Raw genomic sequence first — 25,309 nt, 5'->3', positions numbered from 1 at the left:
CCGACACGCTGCGCGCAGACATGCAGAAAGCCGTCCGTCTTCTCGAGGACGCCCGGACGGTGACTCTGCTGTGCCACGTGCAACCCGACGCCGACACCATCGGCAGTGCGCTCGCCCTGGCCATCGCGCTCTCGCGACGCGGCGCGCGGCCGACCGTGTCCTTCGCGGCGCCCGCCTCGTTGCCCGAGTCGATGATCGGTCTGCCGGGAGCGGAGTTCCTGGTGCCGCCCGCCGAGGTCCCGACGGACGCGGACCTGGTGGTCACCGTGGACGCCGGCAGTCGAGGCAGGCTCGGGTCACTGGGTGACCGGTTGGACGGCGCCGTGTCCCTGGTCGTCGACCATCACCGGTCCAACACCTTCTACGGCACGCATCACGTGATCGATGCGAGTGCGGAGTCCACCACCGCGGTGGTCGCCGTGCTGTTCGACGAGTGGGGCGTCGAGATCGACCGGGACCTCGCGCACTGCCTGTTCGCCGGCCTCGTGACCGACACCGGATCGTTCCGCTGGGTCCGGCCGGGCTCCCACCTGCTGGCCGAGCGACTTCTCGCGACCGGGATCGACGGCGCCGCCATCTCGCGTCGCCTGCTCGACACCCACCCCTTCGCCTGGCTGCCGATGCTGGGCGCCGTCCTGGGCTCGGCGCGCCTGGTGCCGGACGCGGCCGGCTCGCGTGGGCTCGTCTACGCGATCGTGCGGCTCGAGGACTCTCGCGGACTGCGTCCCGAGGAGATCGAGAGCGTCGTGGACATCGTGCGCACCACCGCGGAGGCCGAGGTGGCCGCCGTGTTCAAGCAGAACGAGGCGGGCTGGGCCGTGTCGTTGCGCGCGAAGAGCAGTGTCGACGTCTCCGTCGTGGCGTCCGCGCTGGGAGGGGGCGGCCACAAGTTCTCCGCCGGCTACACCGCGACGGGCCCGATCGAGGACGACGTCGCCGCCCTGGTCGCCGCGCTCGGGTGACCGATCGCTCCGCCGTGGACGGGCGGGTGTCCGCTCGCACCCTGTTCGGCCTCGCGTTCCCTGCACTCGGCGTCCTGGTGGCCGAGCCGCTGTACCTGCTCTTCGACTCCGCGGTGGTGGGTCGACTCGGTGCGCTCCCACTCGCGGGTCTGGCCGTCGGTGGCCTCGTTCTCGCCCAGGTGAGTACGCAGCTGACGTTCCTCTCGTACGGGACGACCGCGCGCGCGGCACGGCTGCACGGTGCGGGCCGGGACGACGACGCCCGCAACGAGGGCGTCCAGGCCACGTGGCTCGCAGTGGTGCTGGGCCTCCTGCTGATCCTGGTGGTCCAGCTCTTCGCGAACCCGATCCTGTCGGTGCTGGGCGGTGGGGGAGACATCACCGCCGAGGCCACCACGTGGCTCCGGGTCGGCGTGCTCGGCACCCCGTTGATCCTCGTCACGCTCGCCGGGAACGGGTGGATGCGCGGCGTGCAGGACACCGTGCGGCCGTTGCGGTACGTGGTGGCGGGGCTCGCACTGTCGGCCGTGCTGTGTCCCGTCCTCGTGCACGGTCTGATCGGCGTTCCGGCCCTCGGCCTCGTCGGATCCGCCGTGGCCAACGTCATCGGCCAGGCCGTCGCAGCGACGCTGTTCGTCTCCGCCCTGATGCGCGGGCCGCGGACCTGCTCGCTCCGGCCGGATCTCGCGATCATCCGCCGCCAGCTCGTCCTCGGCCGGGACCTCGTGCTCCGCTCGTTCGCCTTCCAGGCCTGCTTCCTGTCCGCGGTGACCGTGGCGTCCCGCTTCGGTGCCGGTGCGGTCGGGGCCCATCAGGTGGTTCTGCAGTTGTGGAATCTCGTCGCGTTGATGCTGGACTCGTTGGCCATCGCCGCACAGTCCCTGGTCGGCGCCGCGTTGGGAGCGGGCCGTGGCCGCGCCGCGTCGATGCTCGCCTCGCGGGTGACCGCGTGGTCCGTCGGTTTCGCCGTGGTGCTCGCAGGACTGTTCGCCGCCACCCACGCCGTGATCCCGCCGCTCTTCACGTCCGACTCGTCGACCCTGGCGAGCATCGACGGCATCTGGTGGTTGTTCGTCGCGCTGATCCCCGTCGCCGGCGTCGTGTTCGCCCTCGACGGTGTGCTGCTCGGGGCCGGTGATGCCGCCTTCCTGCGGAACGCGACTCTCGCGAGCGCCGTCGTCGGGTTCCTACCGCTGATCTGGCTCGCGGCGATCCTCGACTGGGGGTTGCCGGGAATCTGGGTGGGCCTGATGGTGTTCGTCAGCCTGAGAGCGGTCTCCGTGGTCTGGCGGACCGCGTCGGGCGCCTGGATCAGAACGGGGACCGATACCGTCGGGAGCCGAACATCAACCGCAGAAGGGTCGTGAGTGTGCCAGCCAAGTTGTGGGCCGTCAGCGACATCCACGTCGGTCACAAGGGCAACCGGCCCGTCACCGAGGCCATCGAACCGGAGAGCCCCGAGGACTGGCTGATCGTCGCCGGAGACGTGTCGGAGAAGACGGACGACATTCGCTGGGCGCTCGCCGAGCTGAAGTCGAAGTTCGACACCGTGATCTGGGTGCCGGGAAACCACGAGCTGTGGACCACGGTCAAGGACCCGGTACAGATGCACGGTGAGGCGCGCTACGACTACCTGGTCACGATGTGCCGGGAACTGGGTGTGCTGACGCCCGAGGACCCGTTCCCCGTGTGGGAGGGGGAGGTCGGGCAGGCCGGAGGCCGGTCGGGATATGTGGGCCCTGTCACGCTGGTGCCGATGTTCGTGTTGTACGACTACTCGTTCCTGCCCGCGGGCACCACGAACAAGCTCGACGGTCTGGCCCTGGCGCGCAGCCGCAACGTGGTGGCCACCGACGAGTTCCTCATCACCCCGACGCCCTACGCATCCCTCGACGCGTGGTGCGCGGCGCGGCTGGCGATCACCGAGAAGCGGTTGGCCGAGGTGGACACCTCGATCCCGACGGTGCTGATCAACCACTGGCCGCTGGTGCGGCAGCCCACCGAGGTGCTGTTCTATCCCGAGTTCGCCCTCTGGTGCGGAACCACGGCGACCAAGGACTGGCACACCCGCTACAACGCCCTGTGTGCGGTCTACGGCCACCTCCACATCCCACGGACGACGTACTACGACGGCGTCCGATTCGAGGAGGTGTCGGTGGGCTACCCGCGCGAGTGGAAACGCCGCGGACTCCCGGATCAGGTGCTGCGACAGATCCTTCCGGTCCCCGAGTACCCGCCGGGATCGTTGAACAAGTTCGGCGGCCACTTCACGGTCACGCCGGAGATGGAAGCGGAAGTGGAGAAGATGCGAGCGGAGAAGCGACTGTGACGACGGCACGAGAGACCTCCCTGCTCGGCGGGCTGCTCGCGCGCGGCGTCGTCGCCGAGGAGTTGTTCGAGGATCCGCCCGGTCTCACCCCGCACCCCCGCGAGGCGCATCTCGTGGAGAAGGCCGTCGACAAGCGCAAGCGCGAGTTCACCTCGGCGCGGCACTGCGCCCGACTCGCGATGGGCCGGCTCGGACTCGAGCCCGGTCCGATCCTGCGCGGCGAGATGGGATCGCCGGTGTGGCCGGGCGGCGTCGTCGGCTCGCTCACGCACTGCGACGGCTATCGCGCCGCCGCCGTGGGCTACGCGTTGCAGGTCCGCTCGGTGGGCATCGACGCGGAACCGCACGAACCGCTACCGGACGGCGTGCTGAAAGCCGTGAGCATCGAGGCCGAGCGTGAGGTCCTGGCCACCCGCACCGACGACGAGGTGCAGTGGGACAAACTGCTGTTCTGCGCGAAAGAGGCGACGTACAAGGCCTGGTACCCGCTGACCGGGCGGTGGCTCGGATTCGAGGACGCGCACATCACCTTCGAGCGCGATGCCGACTCGGCGGGACGCTCGACCATCACCGGTACCTTCCGCTCCCGGCTGCTGGTCCCCGGCGACACCACCAGCGGCGCACCGCTCACCTCCCTCGACGGACGCTGGGCCGTCTCCGACGGCCTCGTCGTCACTGCGATCACGGTCTTCTGACGGCCGGCCTCCGGCCTTCCCGCGATCTTCTGACAGACTTCTCCCTCGTGCCAGCTCACCCCAAACCCCCCACAGGACTCGACGGCGCCGGACTTCTGGTGGTGGACAAGAGTGGCGGAGTCACCAGCCACGACGTCGTCTCCGCCTGTCGCAAGGCCTTGAAGACGCGCCGCATCGGACACGCCGGCACTCTCGATCCCATGGCGACGGGGGTGCTGGTGCTCGGTGTCGAGCGAGCGACCAAGATGCTGGGTCTGCTGTCGCTGACCACCAAGGAGTACACCGCGACCGTCCGCCTCGGAGCCGCCACCACCACCGACGACGCCGAGGGCGAGACGGTGTCGACGGCGGACACGAGTGCGGTGACGGACTCCGGGATCGACGAGGCCGTCGCCGCGCTGACCGGGAAGATCAGTCAGGTCCCGTCGAGTGTCAGCGCCATCAAGGTGGACGGCAAGCGCGCCCACGCTCTCGTTCGGGAGGGCGAGGACGTCGTGCTCGAACCGCGCACGGTCACCGTCTCCCGCTTCGACGTCCTGGAGCGTCGCCGGGGGAGCGACGTGATCGATCTGGACGTCCACGTCGAGTGCACGTCCGGGACCTACGTGCGGGCGCTCGCGCGAGACCTGGGTGCGTCCCTGGGCGTCGGCGGCCACTTGACCGCGTTGCGGCGCACCCGGGTCGGACCGTTCACGTTGGAGCACGCCCGCACTCTCGACGAGGTGCGGGACGACCCGCACGTGAGCCTCGACATCGACGCTGCCGCTCGCACGGCGTTCCCGCACCGGACGGTCACGTCGGACGAGGCCGAATCGTTGAGCCAGGGACGCTGGCTCGACCCGATCGGGATGCCCGGCATCTACGCGGCACTGGACGAGAACGGCCACACCATCGCCCTGGTGCAGGAACGCGGCAAGCGGGCCAGCACCGTGATGGTCGTGCGGCCGGCCACGCTGCGCCCCTGAGTTCGTCGGGGCGGTCCGGCGTCAGTCCGTGGTCATCCAGATCGCTTCGGCGGCAACATGACCCAGGTCGAGTACCGTGTCGGCCACCTGTACGGCCACGGTCCCGGCGAAGTCGCGGCGCTCGACCATCGTGATCGACAGGTCGAGGGTTATGCCGATGGAATCGAAGTACCGCAACATGTCCGGATCCGAGTCGGAGATGCGGGTGACGTGGCCCTTCTGGCCCGCGACGAAATCGCTGAGCGGTACCGCCGGCGGCGCGGGAATGGTGCCGTCGATGGTGGGGATGGGATCACCGTGCGGGTCGCGTGACGGCCGACCGAGCTTGGCGTCGATGCGCTCGACGAGCAGGTCCGACACCGCGTGTTCGAGCACCTCGGCCTCGTCGTGCACCTCGTCCCAGCCGTAGCCCATCTCCTCGACCAGCCAGGTCTCGATGAGCCGATGCCTGCGGACCATGCCGATGGCGGCGCGCCGCCCGGCCTCGGTGAGCGTGATGGACCCGTAGCGGGCGTGGTCGACGAGGCCCTGATCGGCGAGTTTGCGTACGGCCTCGGAGACCGTGGACGGCGAGACGCACATCCGGGAGGCGAGCATCTTGGTGCTCACCGGCTCGTCGGAGTACTCGCTCGCGGTCCAGATGACCTTGAGGTAGTCCTGCGCGACGGTGGAGAGGGCAGGGGCTGGCACGCCGACAGCTTAGCCGTCGGTGCGCCGGACGTGACCGGTCGATCGTCGGCCCGTAGGCTCCTGGTCGTGGAGAGATGGCGAGGTCTCGACGATGTCCCGGCCGACTGGGGCAGATGTGTTCTGACGATCGGCGTGTTCGACGGCGTACACCGCGGCCACGCCCAATTGATCGACCGCGCCGTGACATCGGCGGCGGCACGCGGAGTGCCGAGTGTGCTCATGACCTTCGATCCGCATCCGATGGAAGTGGTGCGTCCGGGCAGTCACCCGGCCCAGCTGACCACCCTCACCCGGCGTGCCGAACTGGCCGAGGAACTGGGCATCGACGTCTTCTGCGTCATGCCTTTCACGCCGGAGTTCATGAAGCTCACCCCCGATCGCTACATCCACGACATCCTCGTCGAGCGGCTGCACGCCGCCGAGGTCGTGGTGGGGGAGAACTTCACGTTCGGCAAGAAGGCCGCCGGCAACGTCGATCTGCTCCGGTCCGCCGGCACGCGGTTCGGGTTCGCGGTCGACGGTGTCACTCTGCTGGCCGAGGAGTCGGTCACGTTCTCCTCCACCTACATTCGCGCCTGCGTCGACGCCGGTGACGTCGCGGCCGCCGCCGACGCGCTCGGTCGACCCCACCGAGTCGAGGGCGTGGTGGTGCACGGTGACGGCCGTGGCCGCACCATCGGCTACCCCACGGCCAACGTCAAGCCGCCCATGCACGCCGCCATCCCGGCGGACGGGGTGTACGCGTCGTGGTTCACGGTGCTCGGGCCCGGACCGATCATGGGTACCGTGACTCCCGGAAAGCGTTGTCGCGCAGCGGTGTCGGTGGGGACCAATCCCACGTTCTCGGGGCGCACCCGCACGGTGGAGGCGTTCGTCCTGGACGGCGACGCCGATCTCTACGGGCAGCACGTCGCGGTGGACTTCGTCGAGCGTCTGCGCGGCATGGAGGCCTTCGCGTCGGTGGACGAGCTGATCGCGCAGATGGATCTCGACGTCGACCGTGCCCGCGACATCCTCGCCGCCCTGGACGCCTGAATGAAGAGGTGTCGTTCGGGCCTCGGCCACTGAGGTAGAATGGACGACTGTTGTTCGCTGCGGTCCGCGGCGGCTGCAACACCGCGCCCTCGGGTGCGGCACCATCCACGCGCGGACGGCACTGCATCAGGAGTTTCACTGTGGCTTTGACCACCGAACAGAAGAAGCAGATCCTCGGCGAGTACGGCGTCCACGAGACGGACACCGGATCGCCGGAAGCCCAGGTGGCGATGCTCACCAAGCGCATCCAGGATCTCACCGAGCACCTCAAGGTGCACAAGCACGATCACCACTCGCGTCGCGGCCTGCTGCTGCTCGTGGGTCGTCGTCGTCGTCTGCTCAAGTACGTGCAGAAGGTCGACGTCGCGCGGTACCGCTCGCTCATCGAGCGTCTGGGACTGCGTCGATAATTTCCGTCATGGTTCACGCGATCGCGCCGGCGAGGCAGCCCACGGCTGTTCCTCGTCGGCCGTTCGTCGTGGACCGGTAGTGTCACAGCAGTACTCCCTCTCCGGGAGTGCACAGCATCACAGGTAGGCCGCCGACTCGGCGGTGAGCACCATCAGCCGTTCGTCCCCGACACACGTCGCGGTGTCGGTCTTCGGTAGTGGTCTCTCGGTTTCCGGACGCGCGGAGCGCGACCCGGCCCGGGGGACTTCGATCGTGGGCCGCCTCCGCTCGCACGTCGACTCGGGGACGCCGCACCGGACCACCGGGTTCGAGTGCGCGCCCGGGTGGGCACGGCGAAGACGAGAGGACGAGAAGACTTCCATGTCAGAGACCACCACGAACACCGCAGCGGCCACCGAGGTCGACGAGGGCGTGTTCGAGACCACCGCCGTCATCGACAACGGGTCGTACGGCACCCGCACCATCCGCTTCGAGACCGGCCGGCTGGCCAAGCAGTCCGCCGGCGCCGTCGTCGCGTACCTGGACGACGAGACCATGCTGCTCTCGGCCACCAGCGCCTCGAAGCACCCCAAGGACCACTTCGACTTCTTCCCGCTCACGGTGGACGTCGAGGAGCGGATGTACGCCGCCGGCCGCATCCCCGGATCGTTCTTCCGTCGTGAGGGACGCCCCAGCACCGACGCCATCCTGACCTGTCGCCTGATCGACCGGCCGCTGCGTCCGACGTTCGTCGACGGACTGCGCAACGAGATCCAGGTCGTCATCACCGTGATGAGCCTCGATCCGAAGGACCTTTACGACGTCGTGGCCATCAACGCCGCGTCGGCGTCCACCCAGCTCGCGGGCCTGCCGTTCTCCGGCCCCATCGGCGGCGTCCGTGTCGCCCTGATCGACAAGCAGTGGGTCGCGTTCCCCACCAACGAGCAGCTCGAGAAGGCCGTGTTCAACATGGTCGTCGCCGGCCGCGTCGTCTCGGGCACCGGTGCGGACGCCGACGTCGCGATCATGATGGTCGAGGCCGAGGCGACCGAGAAGGTCATCGCCCTCGTCGAGGACGGCGCGCAGGCGCCCACCGAGGCCATCGTGGCCGAGGGCCTCGAAGCAGCGAAGCCGTTCATCGCATCGCTGTGCGAGGCGCAGAAGCAGCTCGCCACGGCGGCCGCCAAGCCCACCGGCGACTTCCCGCTCTTCCCCGCGTACCAGTCCGACGTGTTCGAGGCTGTCGAGGGTGCGGCTCAGATCCCGCTCAACGAGGCGCTCACCATCGCGGGCAAGACCGAGCGCGAGAGCAAGCTCGACGAGGTCAAGAACCAGATCCTCACCAGCGTGGGCGACCGGTTCGAGGGCCGCGAGAAGGAGATCGGCGCAGCGTTCCGCTCGCTGACCAAGAAGCTCGTGCGTCAGCGCATCCTGCGGGACCAGTTCCGCATCGACGGCCGCGGCATCACGGACATCCGTGAGCTCTCCGCCGAGGTCGCCGTCATCCCGCGCGCCCACGGCAGCGCGTTGTTCGAGCGTGGCGAGACCCAGATCCTGGGCGTCACCACCCTCGACATGGTCAAGATGGCCCAGCAGATCGACTCGCTCGGACCCGAGACCAGCAAGCGCTACATGCACCACTACAACTTCCCGCCGTACTCCACCGGCGAGACCGGACGCGTCGGATCGCCGAAGCGTCGCGAGATCGGCCACGGAGCCCTCGCGGAGCGCGCGCTGCTCCCCGTGCTCCCCAGCCAGGAGGAGTTCCCCTACGCCATCCGTCAGGTCTCGGAGGCGCTCAGCTCCAACGGCTCCACGTCGATGGGCTCGGTCTGTGCGTCGACGCTGGGCATGCTCAACGCCGGCGTGCCGCTGAAGGCACCGGTCGCCGGCATCGCCATGGGTCTGGTCTCCGACCAGGTCGACGGTGAGACCCGCTACGTCGCCCTCACCGACATTCTCGGTGCGGAGGACGCGTTCGGCGACATGGACTTCAAGGTCGCCGGCACCCGCGAGTTCGTCACCGCCCTGCAGCTGGACACGAAGCTCGACGGCATCCCGTCGCAGGTTCTGGCCGGTGCACTGTCGCAGGCCAAGGACGCGCGCGTCACGATCCTCGACGTCATGGCCGAGGCCATCGACGCGCCGGACGAGATGAGCCCGTACGCACCGCGTGTCACCGCGATCAAGGTCCCCGTGGACAAGATCGGCGAGGTCATCGGGCCCAAGGGCAAGATGATCAACTCGATCACCGAGCAGACCGGCGCCAACATCTCGATCGAGGATGACGGCACCGTCTACGTCGGTGCTGCGGACGGCCCGTCCGCACAGGCCGCGATCGACATGATCAACGCCATCGCGAACCCGCAGCTGCCCAAGGTCGGCGAGCGGTTCCTCGGAACCGTCGTCAAGACCACGGCATTCGGCGCGTTCGTCTCGCTGCTCCCCGGTCGTGACGGCCTGGTGCACATCTCCAAGCTGGGCAGCGGCAAGCGCATCAACAAGGTCGAGGACGTCGTCAGCGTCGGATCGAAGCTCCGCGTGGAGATCGCCGACATCGACAACCGCGGCAAGATCAGCCTCGTCCCGGTCGAGGACGACGCGGCAGCCGCCGCGCCGGCCGACGATCAGGTCGCCACCTCCGACGAGGTCAGCGCTGAGTAAGAAGTACACGAACGCGGCGGCGCGGTCTGCGGAGCTCTCGGGCTCCCGGCCGCGCCGCCGTGTGCGTACACCCGAACCGTCCGGCGTCCGCCGCACGGTGTTGCCGGGCGGCGTCCGAGTCGTCACGGAGTTCGTTCCCGGCGTGCGGTCCGCCTCGGTCGGCGTCTGGGTCGCCGTCGGTTCGCGCGACGAGGGCCGCACCGTCGCCGGTGCCGCGCACTTCCTCGAGCACCTGCTGTTCAAGGCCACCCCCACCCGTACGGCTCTGGACATCGCGCAGGTGATGGACGGAGTCGGCGGCGAGCTCAACGCGTTCACGTCCAAGGAGCACACGTGCTTCTACGCGCACGTGCTCGACGAGGACCTGCACCTCGGACTCGATCTGGTGGCGGACGTGGTGCTCCGCGGTCGCTGCCGCGCCGAGGACGTCGATGTCGAACGCCAGGTGGTGCTCGAGGAGATCTCGATGCGCGACGACGACCCCGAGGACCTGCTCGGTGACGCCTTCCTCACCGCGCTGTTCGGTGACCACCCCATCGGTCGTCCCGTCATCGGATCGGTGGAGTCCATCGAGTCCATGACGCGGAATCAGCTGCACTCGTTCCACACTCGGCGCTACACCCCGCCGCGCATGGTGGTGGCGGTCGCCGGCAACGTCGACCACGACGACGTGGTGGCGGGGGTCCGTCGCAGTTTCGCCGACCGGATCGCCGGTGCCGCCGAACCGGCACCGCGGCGTGGGGGAGCGGGCCGCATCACCGCGCGCCCGGCCCTGAGCCTGACGACGCGGGACAGTGAACAGGCGCACCTGTGCCTGGGCGTGCGGGCGTTCGGACGCCACGAGGGTCATCGGTGGGCGTTGTCGGTTCTGAACACCGCCATCGGTGGAGGGCTCAGTTCGCGTCTGTTCCAAGAGATCCGGGAGGAGCGCGGTCTCGCGTACTCGGTGTACTCGTCGGTGGACACGTTCTCCGACACGGGTGCGTTCTCGGTGTACGCCGGATGCCAGCCCGAGAATCTCGGCGAGGTCACCTCGGTGATCCGCGACGTGCTCGCGTCGGTGGCCACCGACGGCATCACGGACGCGGAGTGCGCTCGCGCGAAGGGGAGCATGCGCGGGGGACTGGTTCTCGGACTGGAGGATTCCGGATCGAGAATGAACCGGATCGGTCGCAGCGAGCTCAACTACGGCGACCACAGGTCGGTGGAGGAGACGCTCGCGCGCATCGATCAGGTGACCAACGACGAGGTCCGCGATGTCGCCCGGACCCTGCTGGCGCGGCCCATGGCGGCCGCCGTGGTCGGGCCGTTCTCGAAGGTGACGAAGCTCCCGGCCTCGGTACGCGGAGCCGTGGCCGGGAGCTGAGGCGTCTCAGGCCAGGTGAACGGTGGCCATGGCCTTGTGGCCGAGGATGCGCTTGCCCTTGTAGCGGGCGTCGATGGAGACCACCGCAGTCCGGGTCGCCTCGTCCTTCGACTTCACCGTGCCGTCGATGACGATCTCCGACTTGGACACCGGGTCGACCATGACGGGGCTGGTGAAGCGCACGGTGCAGTCCTTCAGGGCACCCGGGTCGCCGAGCCACTCGGACACGAAGCCGGTGCCGAGGCCCATGGTGAGCATGCCGTGGGCGACGACGGTGTCGAGCTCGAGCAGCGACGCGAAGTGGTCGCTCCAGTGCACGGGGTTGTTGTCGCCGACCACGCCCGCGTAGTTCACGAGATCGCCGCGCGAGAGCAGCACCGTCCTGGTGGGCAGTGCGTCGCCGACCGCCACGTCCTCGAAGCGCCGACGGGCATGGCCGGTGTGCGGGACGACGACGGGCGGGGCGTAGACCGTCTCGAGGTCGTCACCGCCGGGATTGACGTCGGCCACCTCGTCGGACGTGGACAGGGTGAACATGCCGTTCATGACCATGCCGCGCGCGACGTCCGCGATGCTGTCGTCGCCGTCGTCGGCGCGCCCGATGAGCAGTGTGGTGTACGTGATCTGCGCCAGCTCGTTGCGCTGGTTGGTGATGACGGTCTTGGTCACCATCATGTCGCGGCCGACGACCGTGCGGAAGGAGTCGAGCGAGACGTCGCACGTGAGCCGGTCGCCCGCCAGGATCGGCGCGAAGTACTCGGCATGCTGGTCTGTCTGCAGCATCCGGCTGAGGTCGTATCCGGTGGCGATGCGCTCGAGCAGCTTCTGCTGGGCGATGATGCCGACCAGCGAGAAGAACGTGGGCGGCGCCATCAGCGCCGGATAGCCGACCTCGAGTGCGCCCTCCTCGGTCCAGTGGACCGGATGGAAGTCGCGGACGGCTTTCGCGTACTCCCGCACCTTCTCGCGGCCGACCTCGTAGTAGTCGTCGGCGCGGTAGTGGTAGCCCACCATGTCCAGCGCATGCTGCGCCGGGTCGAACGTGGTGTCGCTCGCGACGGCGTCGGTGGCCAGGATCTCGGCAGTCATGACGGCAACCTATCCCCGGCGACGAGCGCTGTGCAGTGCCAACGGAGTTCTCCGGGCTGATCACAGAAAAGCGACTTCGAGATTGTTATACGCACCCAATGCTGATCGGCATGCGGAGAATCAGGCCCCGAGGCTCTTCCTCATCCTGGTGAACGATCGGGCGTTGTTCATCGCCAGGACGGCGACGACGTCGTCCGCTCGCTCGTACACGGCGACGAACGAGCCGGCCTCCGGGTCGCCCTCGACCACGCGCACCGAATCGGTCGACTGGCGACGGCCGGCGAACTGGATGCGAGAGCCGTACTGGTCCGACCAGAAATACGGAACACCGGACGGCGCGGGCTGCGCCCCCACGATCGACCGCGCCACTCGCCGAGCCTGGGTGACCGCGTGCGACCAGTGTTCGCTGCGATGGTGGTCCTGCAGCACCTCGTCGAACGCGCGAGCGCAGTCCCCGATCGCGTAGACGCCCGGAACGGTGGTGCGGCACTGCGCGTCGGTGACGAAACCGCCGTCGATGGCGAGGCCGGACGCTGCCGCCCACTCCGTGTTGGGGATCGATCCGATTCCGATCACCACGACGTCGGCGGGCAGTACCGTCCCGTCCCCGAGCAGGACGGAGGTGACGGCCCCGTCGCGGCCCTCGAGAGAGTCGACGGCGGCGCCGAGCAGGAGGGTCACGCCGTTCGCACGATGCAGATCGACGCAGACCTCCGCCATCGTCAGGCCGAGCGGGCCGGACAGGGGAGCGGTGGACGCCTCGACGATGGTGACGGAGATGCCGAGGCCGGCGGCCGTGGAGGCCACCTCGGCTCCGATGAATCCCGCGCCGATCACCACCATGGTGGTCGCCGTGGCCAGCGACGAGCGCAGTGCGGCGGCGTCGTCCAACGTGCGCAGCGTGTGAACGCCGCGGAGGTCGTCGGCGCCCAGCAGGGTCCGTGCGCGCGCGCCGGTCGCGATGACGACGACGTCGGCACTCACCTCCTGCCCGTCCGCGAGCTCCACGCTCCGACCGGTCATGCCGACAGCCGGTGTCCCGAGCACCCAGTCGACGTCGAGCGCATCGGGTTCGGGAACGAGCCACGGGTCGGGAGCCGATCCCTGCAGGAAGGCCTTGGAGAGGGGCGGGCGATCGTACGGCAGGTGGGGCTCGTCGCCGACGACGGTGACGCGGCCCGTGAACCCGTCCTCGCGGAGAGCGGTCGCGACGGTCGAGCCCGCGAGCGACGCCCCGACGACCAGGACGGAGTCCACCGTCTCGATGTCGGGCCTGTCGGGGGTCGTCACGAGCCGGGGAGGTCGAGCACGACCGCGCCGTCGACGAAGTGCACCGCATATGTCCGAACGGGAGTCTTCGCCGGTGTGCCCGAGGGGGCGCCGGTCCGCAGATCGAAGCACGACTCGTGGAGCGGGCACTCGACCGCGCAGTTCTCCACCCATCCGTCGGCGAGCGAGGCGTCCTGGTGTGTGCACGTGTCGTCGATCGCGAAGAGGCCATCCTCGGTGTGGAAGACGGAGATAGCGGTGTGACCCGGCGGGGTGACGGTGGCGACCTCGCCCACGGGGAGGGCCGATGCGGAGCAGACGGCGACGCGATGAACGGTGTCCGGCATGATGCCTCCCGCGAGTGTGACGGTGTTGCGTCGATCGCAACTGTAATCGATCTGCGCAACAGGATGCACCAGGACGATCCACCGCGTCAATCGCTGCACAGGTGTGTCGAACCACAGCGTGCCGGGTTGACAGCCCGGCCCGGGGCGTCGAGTCTGTGTTGCGTAAACCACTCATCGTTGCGCTGATCGCAACAGGTCCCAGGGGGACGCTCGTGACACCTCGTATCGTCGTCATCGGCGCCGGCATCGTCGGGACCTCCCTGGCGGACGAACTGACCGCCCGTGGGTGGACGGACGTCACCGTGCTCGACCAGGGGCCGCTGTTCTCCACCGGCGGATCCACCTCGCACGCCCCCGGGCTGGTGTTCCAGACGAATCCCTCGCGCTCCATGGCCCACTTCGCGGCCTACACGGCCGACAAGTTCCGCGCACTCACGCACGACGACGGACCGTGCTTCGACACGCTCGGCGGCCTCGAGATCGCGACGACCGAGGCTCGGTGGACGGATCTGCAACGCAAGGCCGGGTGGGCGCGCTCGTGGGGCATCGAGGGACGGCTCGTCGACGCCGCGGCCGCGGCGGCTCTGCACCCGCTCGTGGACCCGGACGTCGTGCTCGGCGCGTTCCACACTCCGAGCGACGGTCTCGCCCGGGCGGTGCGGGCCGCCGAGATGCAGGCGCGTGCGGCGCAGGCGCGCGGGGCGGTGTTCCGGGGGGACAGTCCGGTGACCGAGATCCTCCAGGCGAGTGGACGTGTGACGGGAGTGCGGACCCCGCACGGCGACGTGCCGGCGGACATCGTCGTGTCGGCCGCGGGCTTCTGGGGTGCCGAGCTCGGGCGCACGGTGGGCCTCACTGTTCCCCTGGTCCCGATGGCGCACCAGTACGCCTACACCGGACAGATCGAGGCGCTGGTCGGCCGGAACACCGGTGCGACGGACGCGAGTCTGCCGATCCTTCGTCACCAGGACGGCGACCTCTACTACCGGGAGCACGGGGATCGTCTGGGTATCGGCTACTACGGCCACGACCCGATGCCCGCGGACATGGGCACGCTGTCGTGGGACGCGGACGGTGACGCGTCGTCCGTGGCGCCCCCACCGATGCCGTCGATGCTGCCGTTCACCGAGGACGATTTCGCGCCGGCCTGGCGTGAGTCCGCGAGAGTGCTTCCGGCGCTGCGGGAGTCGAAGGTCGAATCCGGATTCAACGGCATCTTCTCCTTCACTCCCGACGGTCACTCGATCGTCGGGGAGCACCGGCATCTGGCCGGCTTCTGGGTGGCGGAGGCGGTGTGGGTGACGCACTCCGCCGGTATCGCGCGCGCTCTCGCCCAGACCCTGATCGACGGCGCCTCGGAGATCGACCTCCACGAGTCCGATCTGTATCGCTTCGAATCGGTCGAGCGCAGTCCCGCCTTCATCGCCGCCACCAGCGCCCAGGCGTTCGTGGAGGTGTACGACATCGTGCACCCCCGCCAGCAGCGCACGGCGCTGCGAGGACTGCGGCGCAGCCCGTTCCACGCCGCGGAGGTCGCGCTGGACGCCCGCTTCGTCCAGGGCGGAGGCTGGGAGCGCCCCGCCTGGTACGAGAGCAACGCGGGCGAACTCGCGGCGCTGCTCGAGACCGGGTTCCACCTTCCGGTCCGCGACGAGTGGTCCGCGCGTCACTTCTCCGACATCGCCGTGGCCGAGGCCGCGGTGACGCGGAGCCGGGTCGCGATGTACGACATGACACCGCTCACGCGGTACGACGTGGAGGGACCCGGCGCAGCCCACTTCCTGCAGCACCTCACCACCAACGACGTGGACACCGCGATCGGCCGTGTCACCTACACGCTGATGCTCGACGAGAGAGGCGGGATCCGCAGCGACCTCACGGTCGCGCGACTCGGCGCCGATCACTATCGCGTCGGAGCGAACGGTCCACTCGACCTCGATGCGATGCTGCGCCGCGCCAGGGCGGGAACGCCCGACGGTCCGGTGACGGTGCGGGACGTCACCGGAGCGACGTGTTGTGTCGGAGTGTGGGGTCCCCGTGCCCGCGCGATGGTGGCACCGCTGGCCGACGCGGACCTGGGACACAAGGCCTTCGGCTACTTCCGCGCAGTGCGGACGTACCTCGGTGCGATTCCCGTGATCATGATGCGGGTGTCGTACGTCGGCGAACTCGGGTGGGAGATCTACACCGACGCCGAGTACGGCGGCGCCCTGTGGGACCTGTTGTGGGAGGCCGGGTCCGACCACGGGGTGATCGCTGCCGGTCGGCTCGCGTTCGACAGCCTGCGACTCGAGAAGGGGTACCGCGCGTGGGGGCACGACATGACCTCCGAGGACACCCCGGCCGACGCGGGCGTCGAGTTCGCCGTCAAGGACGCCACGGACTTCGTCGGTCGGTCGGCCCTGGCCGCTCGGCCCGCGACGCGACGGCTGCGGACCCTCGTGTTCGACGACCCGGACGCCGTGGTGCTAGGGAAGGAGCCGGTCTCTCTCGACGGCACGGTCGTCGGGTACGTCACGAGCGCGGGATGGTCGGCGACCCTCGGGCGGTGCGTCGCGTACGCCTGGCTTCCGCTGGACACTCCACTCGGCACCGCGGTGTCGGTGACCTACTTCGCCGCCGCACTGGGTGCGACGGTGTCCGACGACGCGGTCGTCGATCCCGCCGGACAGCTGATCAGGAGATGAACCACGTGAGCTACGACGTCATCGTCATCGGACTCGGCGGCATGGGCAGCGCCGCCGCCTTCCATCTGGCCGACCGCGGACAGCGGGTGCTGGGACTCGAGAAGTTCACCCCCGCCCACGACAAGGGATCGAGCCACGGCGGATCGCGGATCATCCGGCAGTCCTACTTCGAGGACCCGGCCTACGTCCCGCTCCTCCTGCGGTCCTACGAACTGTGGGACGAACTGAGGAGCATGTCCGGGAAGGAGGTGCATCGGATCACCGGAGGACTGTTCCTCGGGCGCGAGAGCTCGGTGACGTTCTCGGGCTCGCTGCTGGCGTCACGGCAATGGTCGCTGCCGCACGAGATCCTGGATGCCGCGCAGGTGCGCGAGGCGTTCCCCACCTTCGATCCCGACCCCGACGAGGTGGCACTGTTCGAGGCCGCCGCGGGTTTCGCGAGGCCCGAACTCACCGTTCAGGCCCATCTGGACCTCGCCGAGAACCGCGGTGCGACATTGCAGTTCGGTGAGACGGTGCTCGGCTGGGAGGAGTCGGGGGACGGCGTCACCGTCACCACCGACAAGGGAACCCACACGGCGGGCCAGGTGGTGATCTGCCCCGGTGCCTGGGCGCCGCAGTTGCTCGAGCAGTTCGCGGTACCGATCGTCGTCGAGCGCCAGGTACTGCACTGGTTCGGCGCGAGCGCCGGTACCGCCGCGTACGAGAACAATCCGATCTTCATCCACGAGGCCGCGGACGGTATGCAGGACTACGGTTTCCCGGCGATCGACGGTCCCGACGGCGGCGTCAAGGTGGCCTTCTTCCGCAAGGGCATCGAGTGCACGCCGGACACCATCGACCGTACGGTGCACCCGCACGAGATCGAGGCGATGCAGACCCGGGTGCGGCAGACGGTGCCCGGCCTCGACGGGCCGAGCGTGCACTCCGCGACGTGCATGTACTCCAACACTCCGGACGAGCACTTCGTCATCGCGCGGCACCCCGACGCCACCAACGTCACCGTCGCGTGCGGGTTCTCCGGCCACGGTTTCAAGTTCGTGCCCGTCGTCGGTGAGATCCTGGCCGACCTCGCGACCACCGGGACGACCGCGCACCCCATCACCCTCTTCGATCCCCGCCGATTGGTGACCGTATGACAAGCGCCGCGCCCCGCACCCAGTCGTTGATCCCCACTCTCCCCGGATCCTGGTACACCAGCGCGGAGACGTTTCTGGCCGAGCAGGAGCACGTGTTCGAGACGATGTGGTTCTGCGCCGTCCGCAGTGCCGATCTCGCGGCACCCGGCGCCTTCCGCCGCGTCGACGTGGGCCGCGAGAGCGTGCTGGTGGTGCGCGGGCGTGACGGGGCTCTGCGCGCGTTCCTCAACGTGTGCCGCCACCGCGGCGCACAGATCTGCACGGAGGAGTCGGGCCAGGTCAAGCGTAATCTGCAGTGTCCGTACCACGCCTGGACGTACGGGCTGGACGGGAAGCTCGTGGCCGCTCCCAATCTGTCCGCGTTGTCGGACGGGTCCGGTGCCCCGCTCGACCGTACGGAGTGGGGTCTGATCCCCGTCGCGCTCCGGGAGTGGCTCGGCTACGCGTGGCTGTGCCTTGCGGACGAGCCGCCGTCCTTCGAGGACGAGGTGATCGGCGCGGTCACCGAGCGGCTCGGCGACCCGACGGCCGTCGACCGGTACGACATGCCGTCTCTCGAACTCGGTCGCCGCGAGGTCTACGACGTGGCGGCCAACTGGAAGCTGATCGTCGAGAACTTCATGGAGTGCTATCACTGCGCCACGATCCACCCGGAGCTGACCGAGGTCCTCCCCGAGTTCGCGGACGGGCTCGCGGCCCAGTACTTCGTCGGCCACGGTGCGGAGTTCGGCGCGGAGATCGACGGATTCACCGTGGACGGGTCCGCGGGGTTCGGCGCCCTGCCGACGCTCTCGGAGGATCAGGACCGGCGGTACTACGCCATCACGATCAAGCCGACCGTCTTCGTCAACCTGGTTCCCGACCACGTGATCCTGCACCGCATGTACCCGGTGTCCGCGGACCGCACCGTCGTCGAGTGCGACTGGCTGTACACGCGGGACGTCGTCGAGTCCGGCCGCGACGTCAGCCGATCGGTCGAGTTGTTCCATCGCGTCAACGTGCAGGATTTCGACGCATGTGAGCGAACCCAACCGGCGATGAGCTCACGGGCATACCGTGACGGTGGCGTTCTGGTGCCGGCCGAGCATCACATCGGGCTCTTCCACGACTGGCTGGCGGAACGCCTGCAGGAGGACGGGCGCCTGCAGGGGTGACCGATCGGTGAAAGGGTGGGGCAGTGAATCAACAGACCGAGCACGACGTCGATCCGACACTGTTCGAGCGCGTTCTCCTCATCGGGGGTGAGTGGGTCCCTGCCACCTCGGGGGAGACCCGAGACTGCATCGACCCCGCGACCGGTCGAGTCCTGGTGTCGGTCGACGAGGCCTCGCCGGACGACGCCCGCGCCGCCGTCGCCGCGGCCCGTGCCACCTTCGATCGCGGCGACTGGCCCGCCACCCCGGTCGCGGAACGCTGTGCGGTGCTCGACCGCGTGGCGGATCTCCTGCAGCGCGACAAGGAGCGACTGTCGGTCATCGAGACCCTCGACACCGGGAAGACGTTGGCGGAGAGCCGCATCGACATCGACGACGTCACCTCGGTGTTCCGGTACTACGCTCAGCTCGCCGCCGTCTCGAGCGATCGTCTCGTCGACGTGGGTGATCCTGCGGTCATCTCGCGCGTGGTGCACGAGCCGATCGGTGTCTGCGTGATGATCGCGCCCTGGAACTACCCTCTGCTGCAGATCTCGTGGAAGATCGCGCCTGCGCTGGCTGCCGGCTGCACGATGGTGCTCAAGCCGAGCGAGGTCACCCCGCTGAGCACCATCGCGTTCACCCATCTGCTGGAGGAAGCGGGGGTGCCGGACGGTGTCGTCAATCTGGTGCAGGGCAGCGGCGCGACCATCGGGCCGGCGCTCACGGACAATCCGGACGTCGACTTCGTGTCGTTCACCGGTGGACTGGCGACCGGCAGCGCGATCCTCGCGAGTGCCGCGCCGCACGTGACCAAGGTGGCGGTGGAACTCGGGGGCAAGAATCCGCACATCGTGTTCGCGGACGCCGCCGACGAGGACACGTTCGACGCCTCCGTCGACCAGGTGCTCACCGGCGTCTTCCTGCACTCCGGCCAGGTGTGTTCGGCCGGAACACGTCTCATCGTCGAGGACTCGGTGGCGGATCGGTTCGTCGACGAGATCGTGCGCCGCGCCGAAGCCATCCGGATGGGACCGGGAACGGACCCGTCCAGCGAGACGGGGCCACTGGTCTCCACGACTCAACGCGACAAGATGGAGGCGTTCGTCGAGACCGCCCTCGCGGAGGGTGCAGTTCTGCGCACGGGCGGCCGCGCACCGTCCGATCCGGCTCTGGCGGACGGAAGTTACTTCCTGCCCACGGTGTTCGACCACTGCTCTCGTGAGATGGACATCGTGCAGCTCGAGACGTTCGGGCCCATACTGACCGTCGAACGGTTCACCACCGAGGAAGAGGCATTGCGACTGGGCAACGACACGGACTACGGTCTCGCGGCCGGTGTGCGCACCACCGATCCCGAACGCGGCGAACGCATGGTGCGCGGGCTGCGACACGGAACCGTGTGGCTCAACGACTTCGGGTACTACACGGCCGCGGCCGAGTGGGGCGGTTTCAAGAAGTCGGGCAACGGGCGCGAACTCGGGCCCGCGGGACTCCACGAGTACCAGGAGACCAAGCACATCTGGAACAACACCGCAGCACCTCGGGCGGAGTGGTTCGGCACCACCAGCTAGTTTCTTCCATTCTCACGTGAGCGAGGCGACATGGTGTCTTCCACTTCCGACGTCGAGGACGGCGGTCTCGGCGATTTCGGATACAAGGAATCTCTCGACCGCAGTCTGGGCAAGTTCGCGAGTTTCGCGGCCGGCGTCAGCTACATCTCGATCCTGACCGGCACGTTCCAGCTGTTCTACTTCGGATTCGGGTCCGCGGGCCCGGCTTATCTGTGGTCCTGGCCCATCGTCTTCGTCGGGCAGATGGCCGTGGCGCTGTGTTTCATGGAACTCGCGGCCAAGTATCCGGTGGCGGGCTCGGTCTACAACTGGGCGAAGCTGCTCGGCAGCCGCATCGTCGGATGGTCGTCGGGGTGGCTCATGCTCACCGCGTCGATCGTCACGTTGTCGGCGGTGGTGCTCGCCCTGCAGGTGAACCTGCCTCGGTTGTGGTCCGGCTTCCAGCTCATCGGGGACGGCACGGGGGAGTACGACTACGCCACCAATGCCGTCGTTCTCGGCACCATAATGATCGCGTTCACGACTCTGGTGAACGCCGCGGGCATCCGGTTGATGGCGCGGATCAACAGTGCCGGCGTCTTCATCGAACTCGTCGCGGCCGTGCTCATCGCCGTGATCCTGGCGTTCAACATTCAGCGCGGCCCGGAGATCTTCTTCTCCACCAACGGGTACGGAACCGAGGAGAGTGCCGGGTACCTGGGCGCGTTCCTCGTGGCGTCGCTGGCGTCGGGCTACGTGATGTACGGCTTCGACACGGCGAGCTCGCTCGGTGAGGAGACCGTCGAACCGCGGCGTACCGCCCCCAAGGCGATCCTGCGGGCCATCCTCGCGTCGTTCGTCATCGGCGGCGCCATCCTCGTGTTCGCCGTCATGGCGGCGCCGGATCTGAACGATCCCGAGCTGGGCACGCCGCAGGGTGGACTGCAGTCCATCGTCACCTCGGTGCTGTCCGGACCCCTGGGAACGGTGTTCCTTATCTGCATCCTGGTGGCCGTCACGGTGTGCTCGCTCGCGGTGCACACGGCGGCGATCCGCCTCACCTTCGCGATGGCGCGCGACAACGCGCTGCCGTTCGGCGAGCGGCTGGCCACCGTGCATCCGAAGTACCAGACGCCCGTGGTGCCCGCCGTCGTGATCGGTCTGCTCTCGATCCTGATCCTCGTGATCAACGTGGGGCAGCCCAAGATCTTCACGGTGCTCACGTCGATCGCGATCATCATGATCTACCTGGCGTATCTGATGGTCACGGGACCGCTCTTGAAGAAGCGACTGAAGGGCGAGTGGCCGCCGAAGGACCTGAAGGAGGGTGGCTACTTCACGATGGGTCGCTGGGGTCTGCCCGTCAACATCTTTGCGGTCGTGTGGGGCGCCGGCATGGCGCTGAATCTGGCGTGGCCGCGCGAAGCCGTCTACGGGACACCCTGGTACAACACCTGGGGTGCGTTCGTCTACATCGGTGTCATCCTCGGGCTCGGATATCTGTGGTATTTCACCGTCGGTCGCGGACACATCGGTACGTTGACGTCACACGCAGCGACCACCACAGCGGGTACGGCGGAAGGCGAGAAGGTATGACGGACGCGATCTTCGACTACGTCATCGCGGGCGGCGGAACTGCGGGATGTGTTCTCGCCGCACGCCTCAGCGAGGATCCCACCGTGACCGTGTGTCTGGTCGAGGCGGGACCCACGGACGTCGGGAACGACGACATCCTGGTGCTCGACCGGTGGATGCATCTGCTCGACTCCGGCTACGACTGGGACTATCCCGTCGAGCCGCAGGAACGCGGCAACAGCTTCATGCGCCACGCGCGGGCGAAGGTGTTGGGCGGCTGCTCGTCTCACAACTCGTGCATCGCGTTCCATCCACCGGCCGGAATCCTGGACGACTGGGAGGCCATGGGCGCCACGGGCTGGAACGCCGAGTCGATCCTCCCGTACGTCTCGCGCGTCACCGGACCGGTGACGCTGCGGGACGTTCCGCCACTCGATCCGTGTGGTGCCGCCGTCCTCGAGTCCGCGGCCGGCGTGGGACTGCCGACCGTGCAGTTCAATCGCGGTGAGACGGTGCTCAACGGGGCCGGCTGGTTCCAGATCAACTCGTCCGACGACGGGTTGCGCATGTCCACCTCGCACGCGTACCTGCATCCGATCATGGCGACGCGCCCCAATCTCGAGGTCCGCACGGGTTGCTGGGTCAGCGAGATCGTCATCGACGACTCGCTCACGGCCACCGGAGTGCGGTATCAGCGTCCTGATCTGACGGGGCACGACGTCGTCTCCGCACGCCGTGAGGTCATCGTCACCGCGGGTGCGATCGACACTCCGAAACTGTTGATGCTGTCGGGAATCGGGCCCTCGGTGCACCTGCGCGAGATGGGGATTCCGGTGCGTGTCGACTCGGCGGGCGTCGGCGCGAACCTCGACGACCACGTCGAGGGCCTGGTGTTCTGGGAGGCGTCGAAGCCGATGGTCACCACGTCGTCGCAGTGGTGGGAGATCGGCCTGTTCGCCACGACCGAGGACGATCTGACGTATCCGGACGTGATGATGCACTACGGCAGCGTGCCGTTCGACATGAACACCCTGCGCTGGGGCTACCCCACCACGGACAACGGCTTCTGCCTGACTCCCAATGTGACACAGGGCCGTTCACGCGGAACCGTCCGACTGCGCTCACGCGATTTCCGTGATCGCGCCAAGGTCGATCCGCGGTACTTCACCGACAGCGAGGGGCACGACGACCGCGTGATGCTCGCGGGTCTCAAGCTCGCTCGACGCATCGCCGACCAGCCGCAGCTGAAGGACTGGATCGCCCGCGAGTTGGCGCCGGGGCCGGACGCCGTCACCGACGACGATCTCCTCGACTACGTGCATCGCACTCACAACACCGTGTATCACCCGGCCGGCACCGCGAAGATGGGTGCCGCGTCGGATCCGATGGCGGTGCTCGATCCCGAATTGCGCGTCAAGGGCGTGCACAATCTGCGGGTGGTCGATGCGTCGGCGATGCCGAAGCTGCCGGCGGTGAACCCGAACATCACGGTTATGACGATGGCGGAACGGTGTGCCGACCTCGTCACCGGCTGACACGCTCGCAGAATTCCTCGCCGGTCACTCTCCGTTCGACTCGCTGACCAGAAGCGATCTCGCCGATCTGGCGGCGACGGCGTCCACCGCCGAGTACGCGGCGGGCGACGTCGTGGTCGGACCGGGTGTCGACGACATCGACGCGGTGTGGGTGGTGTGGTCCGGCAGCGTGGACCTGCTGCACCCCGACGACGTCGACGGCGCCGCGCCGCTCGACACGATCGAGCCGGGTGGGTTGTTCGGCTTCTCGGCCATGCTCGTCGGTGTGCGCACGACCTTCACGGCGACGGCGGCGCGGCCGTCGGTCGTCGTGCGCCTGCCGGGTCCGTCCGTGCGACCGGTGTTCGCGAGCCCCGCGGGCGTGACGTACCTGGCTCGCACGATCGCGCAGTCCTTCGGCGGCCGGTCCATCGCCTCACCGAGTCCCGACGGCGCCGGTCTGTCGGCGGCGCCCGGCGGCACCGCGGCCGCCCTCGTGCGTCGTGCGGCGGCGACCGTGGACGCCCACACCTCGATCCGCGACGCGGTCTGCCTGATGACGGAGCGCGGGTCGTCGTGCGTGGTGATCCCGACGACGCGGGGCCGGTACGGCATCTTCACCGATCGAGACCTGCGGACGCGGGTGGTCGCCGCCGGTGTGCCGGTGGACACGCGGATCGGATCCGTCATGACAGTGCCCGCGGCCGTGGTGGACGCGGACCGGACGCCCACCGGCGTCCTGCTCGAGATGCTCGAGCTCGGCGTGCAACACATGCCGGTCGTCGATGTCCGAGGCGGTCTGGTCGGTGTCCTCGAGAGCGCCGATCTGCTGGCCAACTCGACCACCCGCAGCTTCTCGTTGCGTCGGCACGTCGAGGCAGCCGTGTCCACCGACGCGTTGATCGAGGTGAGTGCGGGTCTGCGTCCGCTGATCGTCGACCTGTGGCGCACCGGGACCACCGCGGGGGCCGCGTCCGGGATCCTGTCCGTGGTGGTGGACGCCCTCGTCCGTCGTGCCGTGGAGCTGGCGATCGCGGCATCGCCGACCCCGCTGCGCGGCCGGGATCTCGCGTGGTTGTCGCTGGGAAGCGTCGGACGACGGGAGGCGATGCCGTCGTCCGACGTCGACAGCGCGTTGTCGTGGAGCGACGGTCTCGCCGGCCGAGAGGAGGCGCTCCGCGACCTCGCTCGCGCCGTGCACCGCACGCTCGACGCCTGCGGACTGCCCGCCGACACCAACAACGCGATCGCGTCCAGCCCCCGCTTCGCCCGATCGGCCTCCGCGTGGCGCGCCGCCGCGAGCGGCTGGCTCGACGACCCCCTGGGCAATCGCGGCATCGTCATGTCCTCGCTCCTGGTCGACGGCCGGGTGGTGTGGGGCGATCCCGATCTCCACTCGGTTCCGGACGCGTACCGCGAGATGGCCGTCGAGCATCCCGAGGCGCTGCGGCTCCAGCTCCGCGATGCGCTGGCCACCCGAGCACGGGTGCGGTCGGTGCGGGACGTGCTCGCGCGGCGCGGTACGACGGTGGATCTCAAGTCGCACGCGGTGTCGCCGATCGTGAACCTGGCGCGGTGGGGCGGTATGAGTGTCGGCGTCGCCTGCGCGTCGACACCCGCCCGGCTGACCGCGGCGGCGGGCAACGGATTGCTGTCGGAACCGGACTCACGCGTGCTCGTCGACGTGTTCGAGCGGCTGCAGCACCTGCGTTTCGGCCATCAGGTGGACTGCCTGAGCGACGGGCGCACCCCGACGGACGTCGTGGCCCTCGGTGAGCTGACACCCCTCGAGCGCAGCATGGTGATGGACGCGATCCGGGAGATCGCGTCGGTCCAGCGCCGGGTGGGCCACGTGGCGTCCACCGTCGGTGTCCCCGTGCCCCGCGCGGTGCGCGACCGCTGACACC

General features: G+C 68.8%; 20 protein-coding genes. 16 read left to right on the top strand and 4 right to left on the bottom strand.

The window, feature by feature from the left end; translation table 11 throughout:
* Positions 1–20 precede the first annotated feature (20 nt).
* Genes HQ308_RS02285 through truB form a run of 5 tightly spaced genes read left to right on the top strand, consistent with a single transcriptional unit; the run spans position 21 to position 4,951 of the window.
* Positions 21–962, top strand: a complete 942-nt coding sequence (locus HQ308_RS02285; protein WP_222645446.1) for a bifunctional oligoribonuclease/PAP phosphatase NrnA — start codon at positions 21–23, stop codon at positions 960–962.
* Positions 959–2,329 (top strand): MATE family efflux transporter, encoded by a 1,371-nt coding sequence (locus tag HQ308_RS02280; RefSeq protein WP_308115643.1) that lies wholly within the window; start codon positions 959–961, stop codon positions 2,327–2,329. Before HQ308_RS02285 ends, HQ308_RS02280 begins: the two co-directional genes overlap by 4 nt.
* 2 nt (positions 2,330–2,331) lie before the next feature.
* Complete coding sequence (locus tag HQ308_RS02275) at positions 2,332–3,291, top strand: metallophosphoesterase (protein WP_027505081.1); 960 nt, start codon at positions 2,332–2,334, stop codon at positions 3,289–3,291.
* A gap of 20 nt (positions 3,292–3,311) precedes the next feature.
* On the top strand, positions 3,312–3,986 hold the full coding sequence (locus HQ308_RS02270; protein ID WP_222637813.1) for a 4'-phosphopantetheinyl transferase: 675 nt from the start codon (positions 3,312–3,314) through the stop codon (positions 3,984–3,986).
* Positions 3,987–4,033: 47 nt separating this feature from the next.
* A complete protein-coding gene (gene truB, locus HQ308_RS02265; RefSeq protein WP_056444968.1) occupies positions 4,034–4,951 on the top strand; it encodes a tRNA pseudouridine(55) synthase TruB in 918 nt (305 codons plus the stop codon).
* Positions 4,952–4,972: 21 nt separating this feature from the next.
* Here truB and HQ308_RS02260 read toward each other — a convergent pair whose 3' ends face one another.
* Positions 4,973–5,641: a metal-dependent transcriptional regulator gene (locus tag HQ308_RS02260; RefSeq protein WP_027505084.1), complete on the bottom strand. Its 669-nt coding sequence runs from the start codon at positions 5,639–5,641 to the stop codon at positions 4,973–4,975.
* Between the two features lie 66 nt (positions 5,642–5,707).
* On the opposite strand from HQ308_RS02260, the gene HQ308_RS02255 reads away from it, so the two are divergent.
* The 4 genes from HQ308_RS02255 (at position 5,708) to HQ308_RS02240 (ending at position 11,096) form a co-directional block, all read left to right on the top strand.
* Positions 5,708–6,676 carry a bifunctional riboflavin kinase/FAD synthetase gene (locus HQ308_RS02255; RefSeq protein WP_222630856.1) on the top strand — a complete coding sequence of 323 codons (969 nt, stop codon included), beginning with the start codon at positions 5,708–5,710 and terminating at the stop codon, positions 6,674–6,676.
* Positions 6,677–6,816: 140 nt separating this feature from the next.
* Entirely contained in the window at positions 6,817–7,086 is a 270-nt protein-coding gene (rpsO, locus tag HQ308_RS02250; protein ID WP_027505086.1) for a 30S ribosomal protein S15, read from the top strand.
* Positions 7,087–7,447: 361 nt separating this feature from the next.
* Positions 7,448–9,730, top strand: coding sequence for a polyribonucleotide nucleotidyltransferase (locus tag HQ308_RS02245; protein WP_222637680.1), 2,283 nt, complete (start codon positions 7,448–7,450; stop codon positions 9,728–9,730).
* 61 nt (positions 9,731–9,791) lie between these two features.
* Positions 9,792–11,096, top strand: a complete 1,305-nt coding sequence (locus tag HQ308_RS02240) for a pitrilysin family protein (RefSeq protein WP_051613192.1) — start codon at positions 9,792–9,794, stop codon at positions 11,094–11,096.
* 6 nt (positions 11,097–11,102) lie between these two features.
* Here HQ308_RS02240 and HQ308_RS02235 read toward each other — a convergent pair whose 3' ends face one another.
* From HQ308_RS02235 to HQ308_RS02225, 3 genes are all read right to left on the bottom strand, one after another.
* Complete coding sequence (locus HQ308_RS02235; protein WP_056444959.1) at positions 11,103–12,185, bottom strand: fused (3R)-hydroxyacyl-ACP dehydratase subunits HadA/HadB; 1,083 nt, start codon at positions 12,183–12,185, stop codon at positions 11,103–11,105.
* Between the two features lie 120 nt (positions 12,186–12,305).
* Complete coding sequence (locus HQ308_RS02230; RefSeq protein ID WP_222645444.1) at positions 12,306–13,451, bottom strand: FAD-dependent oxidoreductase; 1,146 nt, start codon at positions 13,449–13,451, stop codon at positions 12,306–12,308.
* Positions 13,452–13,471: 20 nt separating this feature from the next.
* Complete coding sequence (locus tag HQ308_RS02225) at positions 13,472–13,801, bottom strand: bifunctional 3-phenylpropionate/cinnamic acid dioxygenase ferredoxin subunit (RefSeq protein ID WP_222645326.1); 330 nt, start codon at positions 13,799–13,801, stop codon at positions 13,472–13,474.
* A 212-nt stretch (positions 13,802–14,013) separates the two neighbouring features.
* Between HQ308_RS02225 and HQ308_RS02220 the strand changes: the two genes are divergently transcribed.
* From HQ308_RS02220 to HQ308_RS02190, 7 genes are read left to right on the top strand one after another with little or no spacing between them, the layout of a single operon-like run.
* Positions 14,014–16,488, top strand: coding sequence for an FAD-dependent oxidoreductase (locus tag HQ308_RS02220; RefSeq protein ID WP_222645325.1), 2,475 nt, complete (start codon positions 14,014–14,016; stop codon positions 16,486–16,488).
* A complete protein-coding gene (solA, locus tag HQ308_RS02215) occupies positions 16,485–17,627 on the top strand; it encodes an N-methyl-L-tryptophan oxidase (RefSeq protein ID WP_222645324.1) in 1,143 nt (380 codons plus the stop codon). The genes HQ308_RS02220 and solA overlap by 4 nt, the downstream gene beginning before the upstream one ends.
* Complete coding sequence (locus tag HQ308_RS02210) at positions 17,624–18,781, top strand: aromatic ring-hydroxylating dioxygenase subunit alpha (RefSeq protein ID WP_222645323.1); 1,158 nt, start codon at positions 17,624–17,626, stop codon at positions 18,779–18,781. Before solA ends, HQ308_RS02210 begins: the two co-directional genes overlap by 4 nt.
* 23 nt (positions 18,782–18,804) lie before the next feature.
* Positions 18,805–20,334 carry an aldehyde dehydrogenase family protein gene (locus HQ308_RS02205; protein ID WP_051613194.1) on the top strand — a complete coding sequence of 510 codons (1,530 nt, stop codon included), beginning with the start codon at positions 18,805–18,807 and terminating at the stop codon, positions 20,332–20,334.
* Between the two features lie 30 nt (positions 20,335–20,364).
* A complete protein-coding gene (locus tag HQ308_RS02200) occupies positions 20,365–21,909 on the top strand; it encodes an APC family permease (RefSeq protein ID WP_027505096.1) in 1,545 nt (514 codons plus the stop codon).
* A complete protein-coding gene (locus HQ308_RS02195; protein ID WP_027505097.1) occupies positions 21,906–23,423 on the top strand; it encodes a GMC family oxidoreductase in 1,518 nt (505 codons plus the stop codon). The genes HQ308_RS02200 and HQ308_RS02195 overlap by 4 nt, the downstream gene beginning before the upstream one ends.
* On the top strand, positions 23,401–25,305 hold the full coding sequence (locus HQ308_RS02190) for a DUF294 nucleotidyltransferase-like domain-containing protein (RefSeq protein ID WP_222645322.1): 1,905 nt from the start codon (positions 23,401–23,403) through the stop codon (positions 25,303–25,305). The genes HQ308_RS02195 and HQ308_RS02190 overlap by 23 nt, the downstream gene beginning before the upstream one ends.
* Positions 25,306–25,309: the final 4 nt, after the last annotated feature.

It is taken from the genome of Rhodococcus sp. BP-241, assembly GCF_019836145.1.
Lineage (GTDB): Bacteria > Actinomycetota > Actinomycetes > Mycobacteriales > Mycobacteriaceae > Rhodococcoides.
Note: the sequence above shows the minus strand (reverse complement) of the source record. Positions and strands in the feature narration are given on the sequence as shown.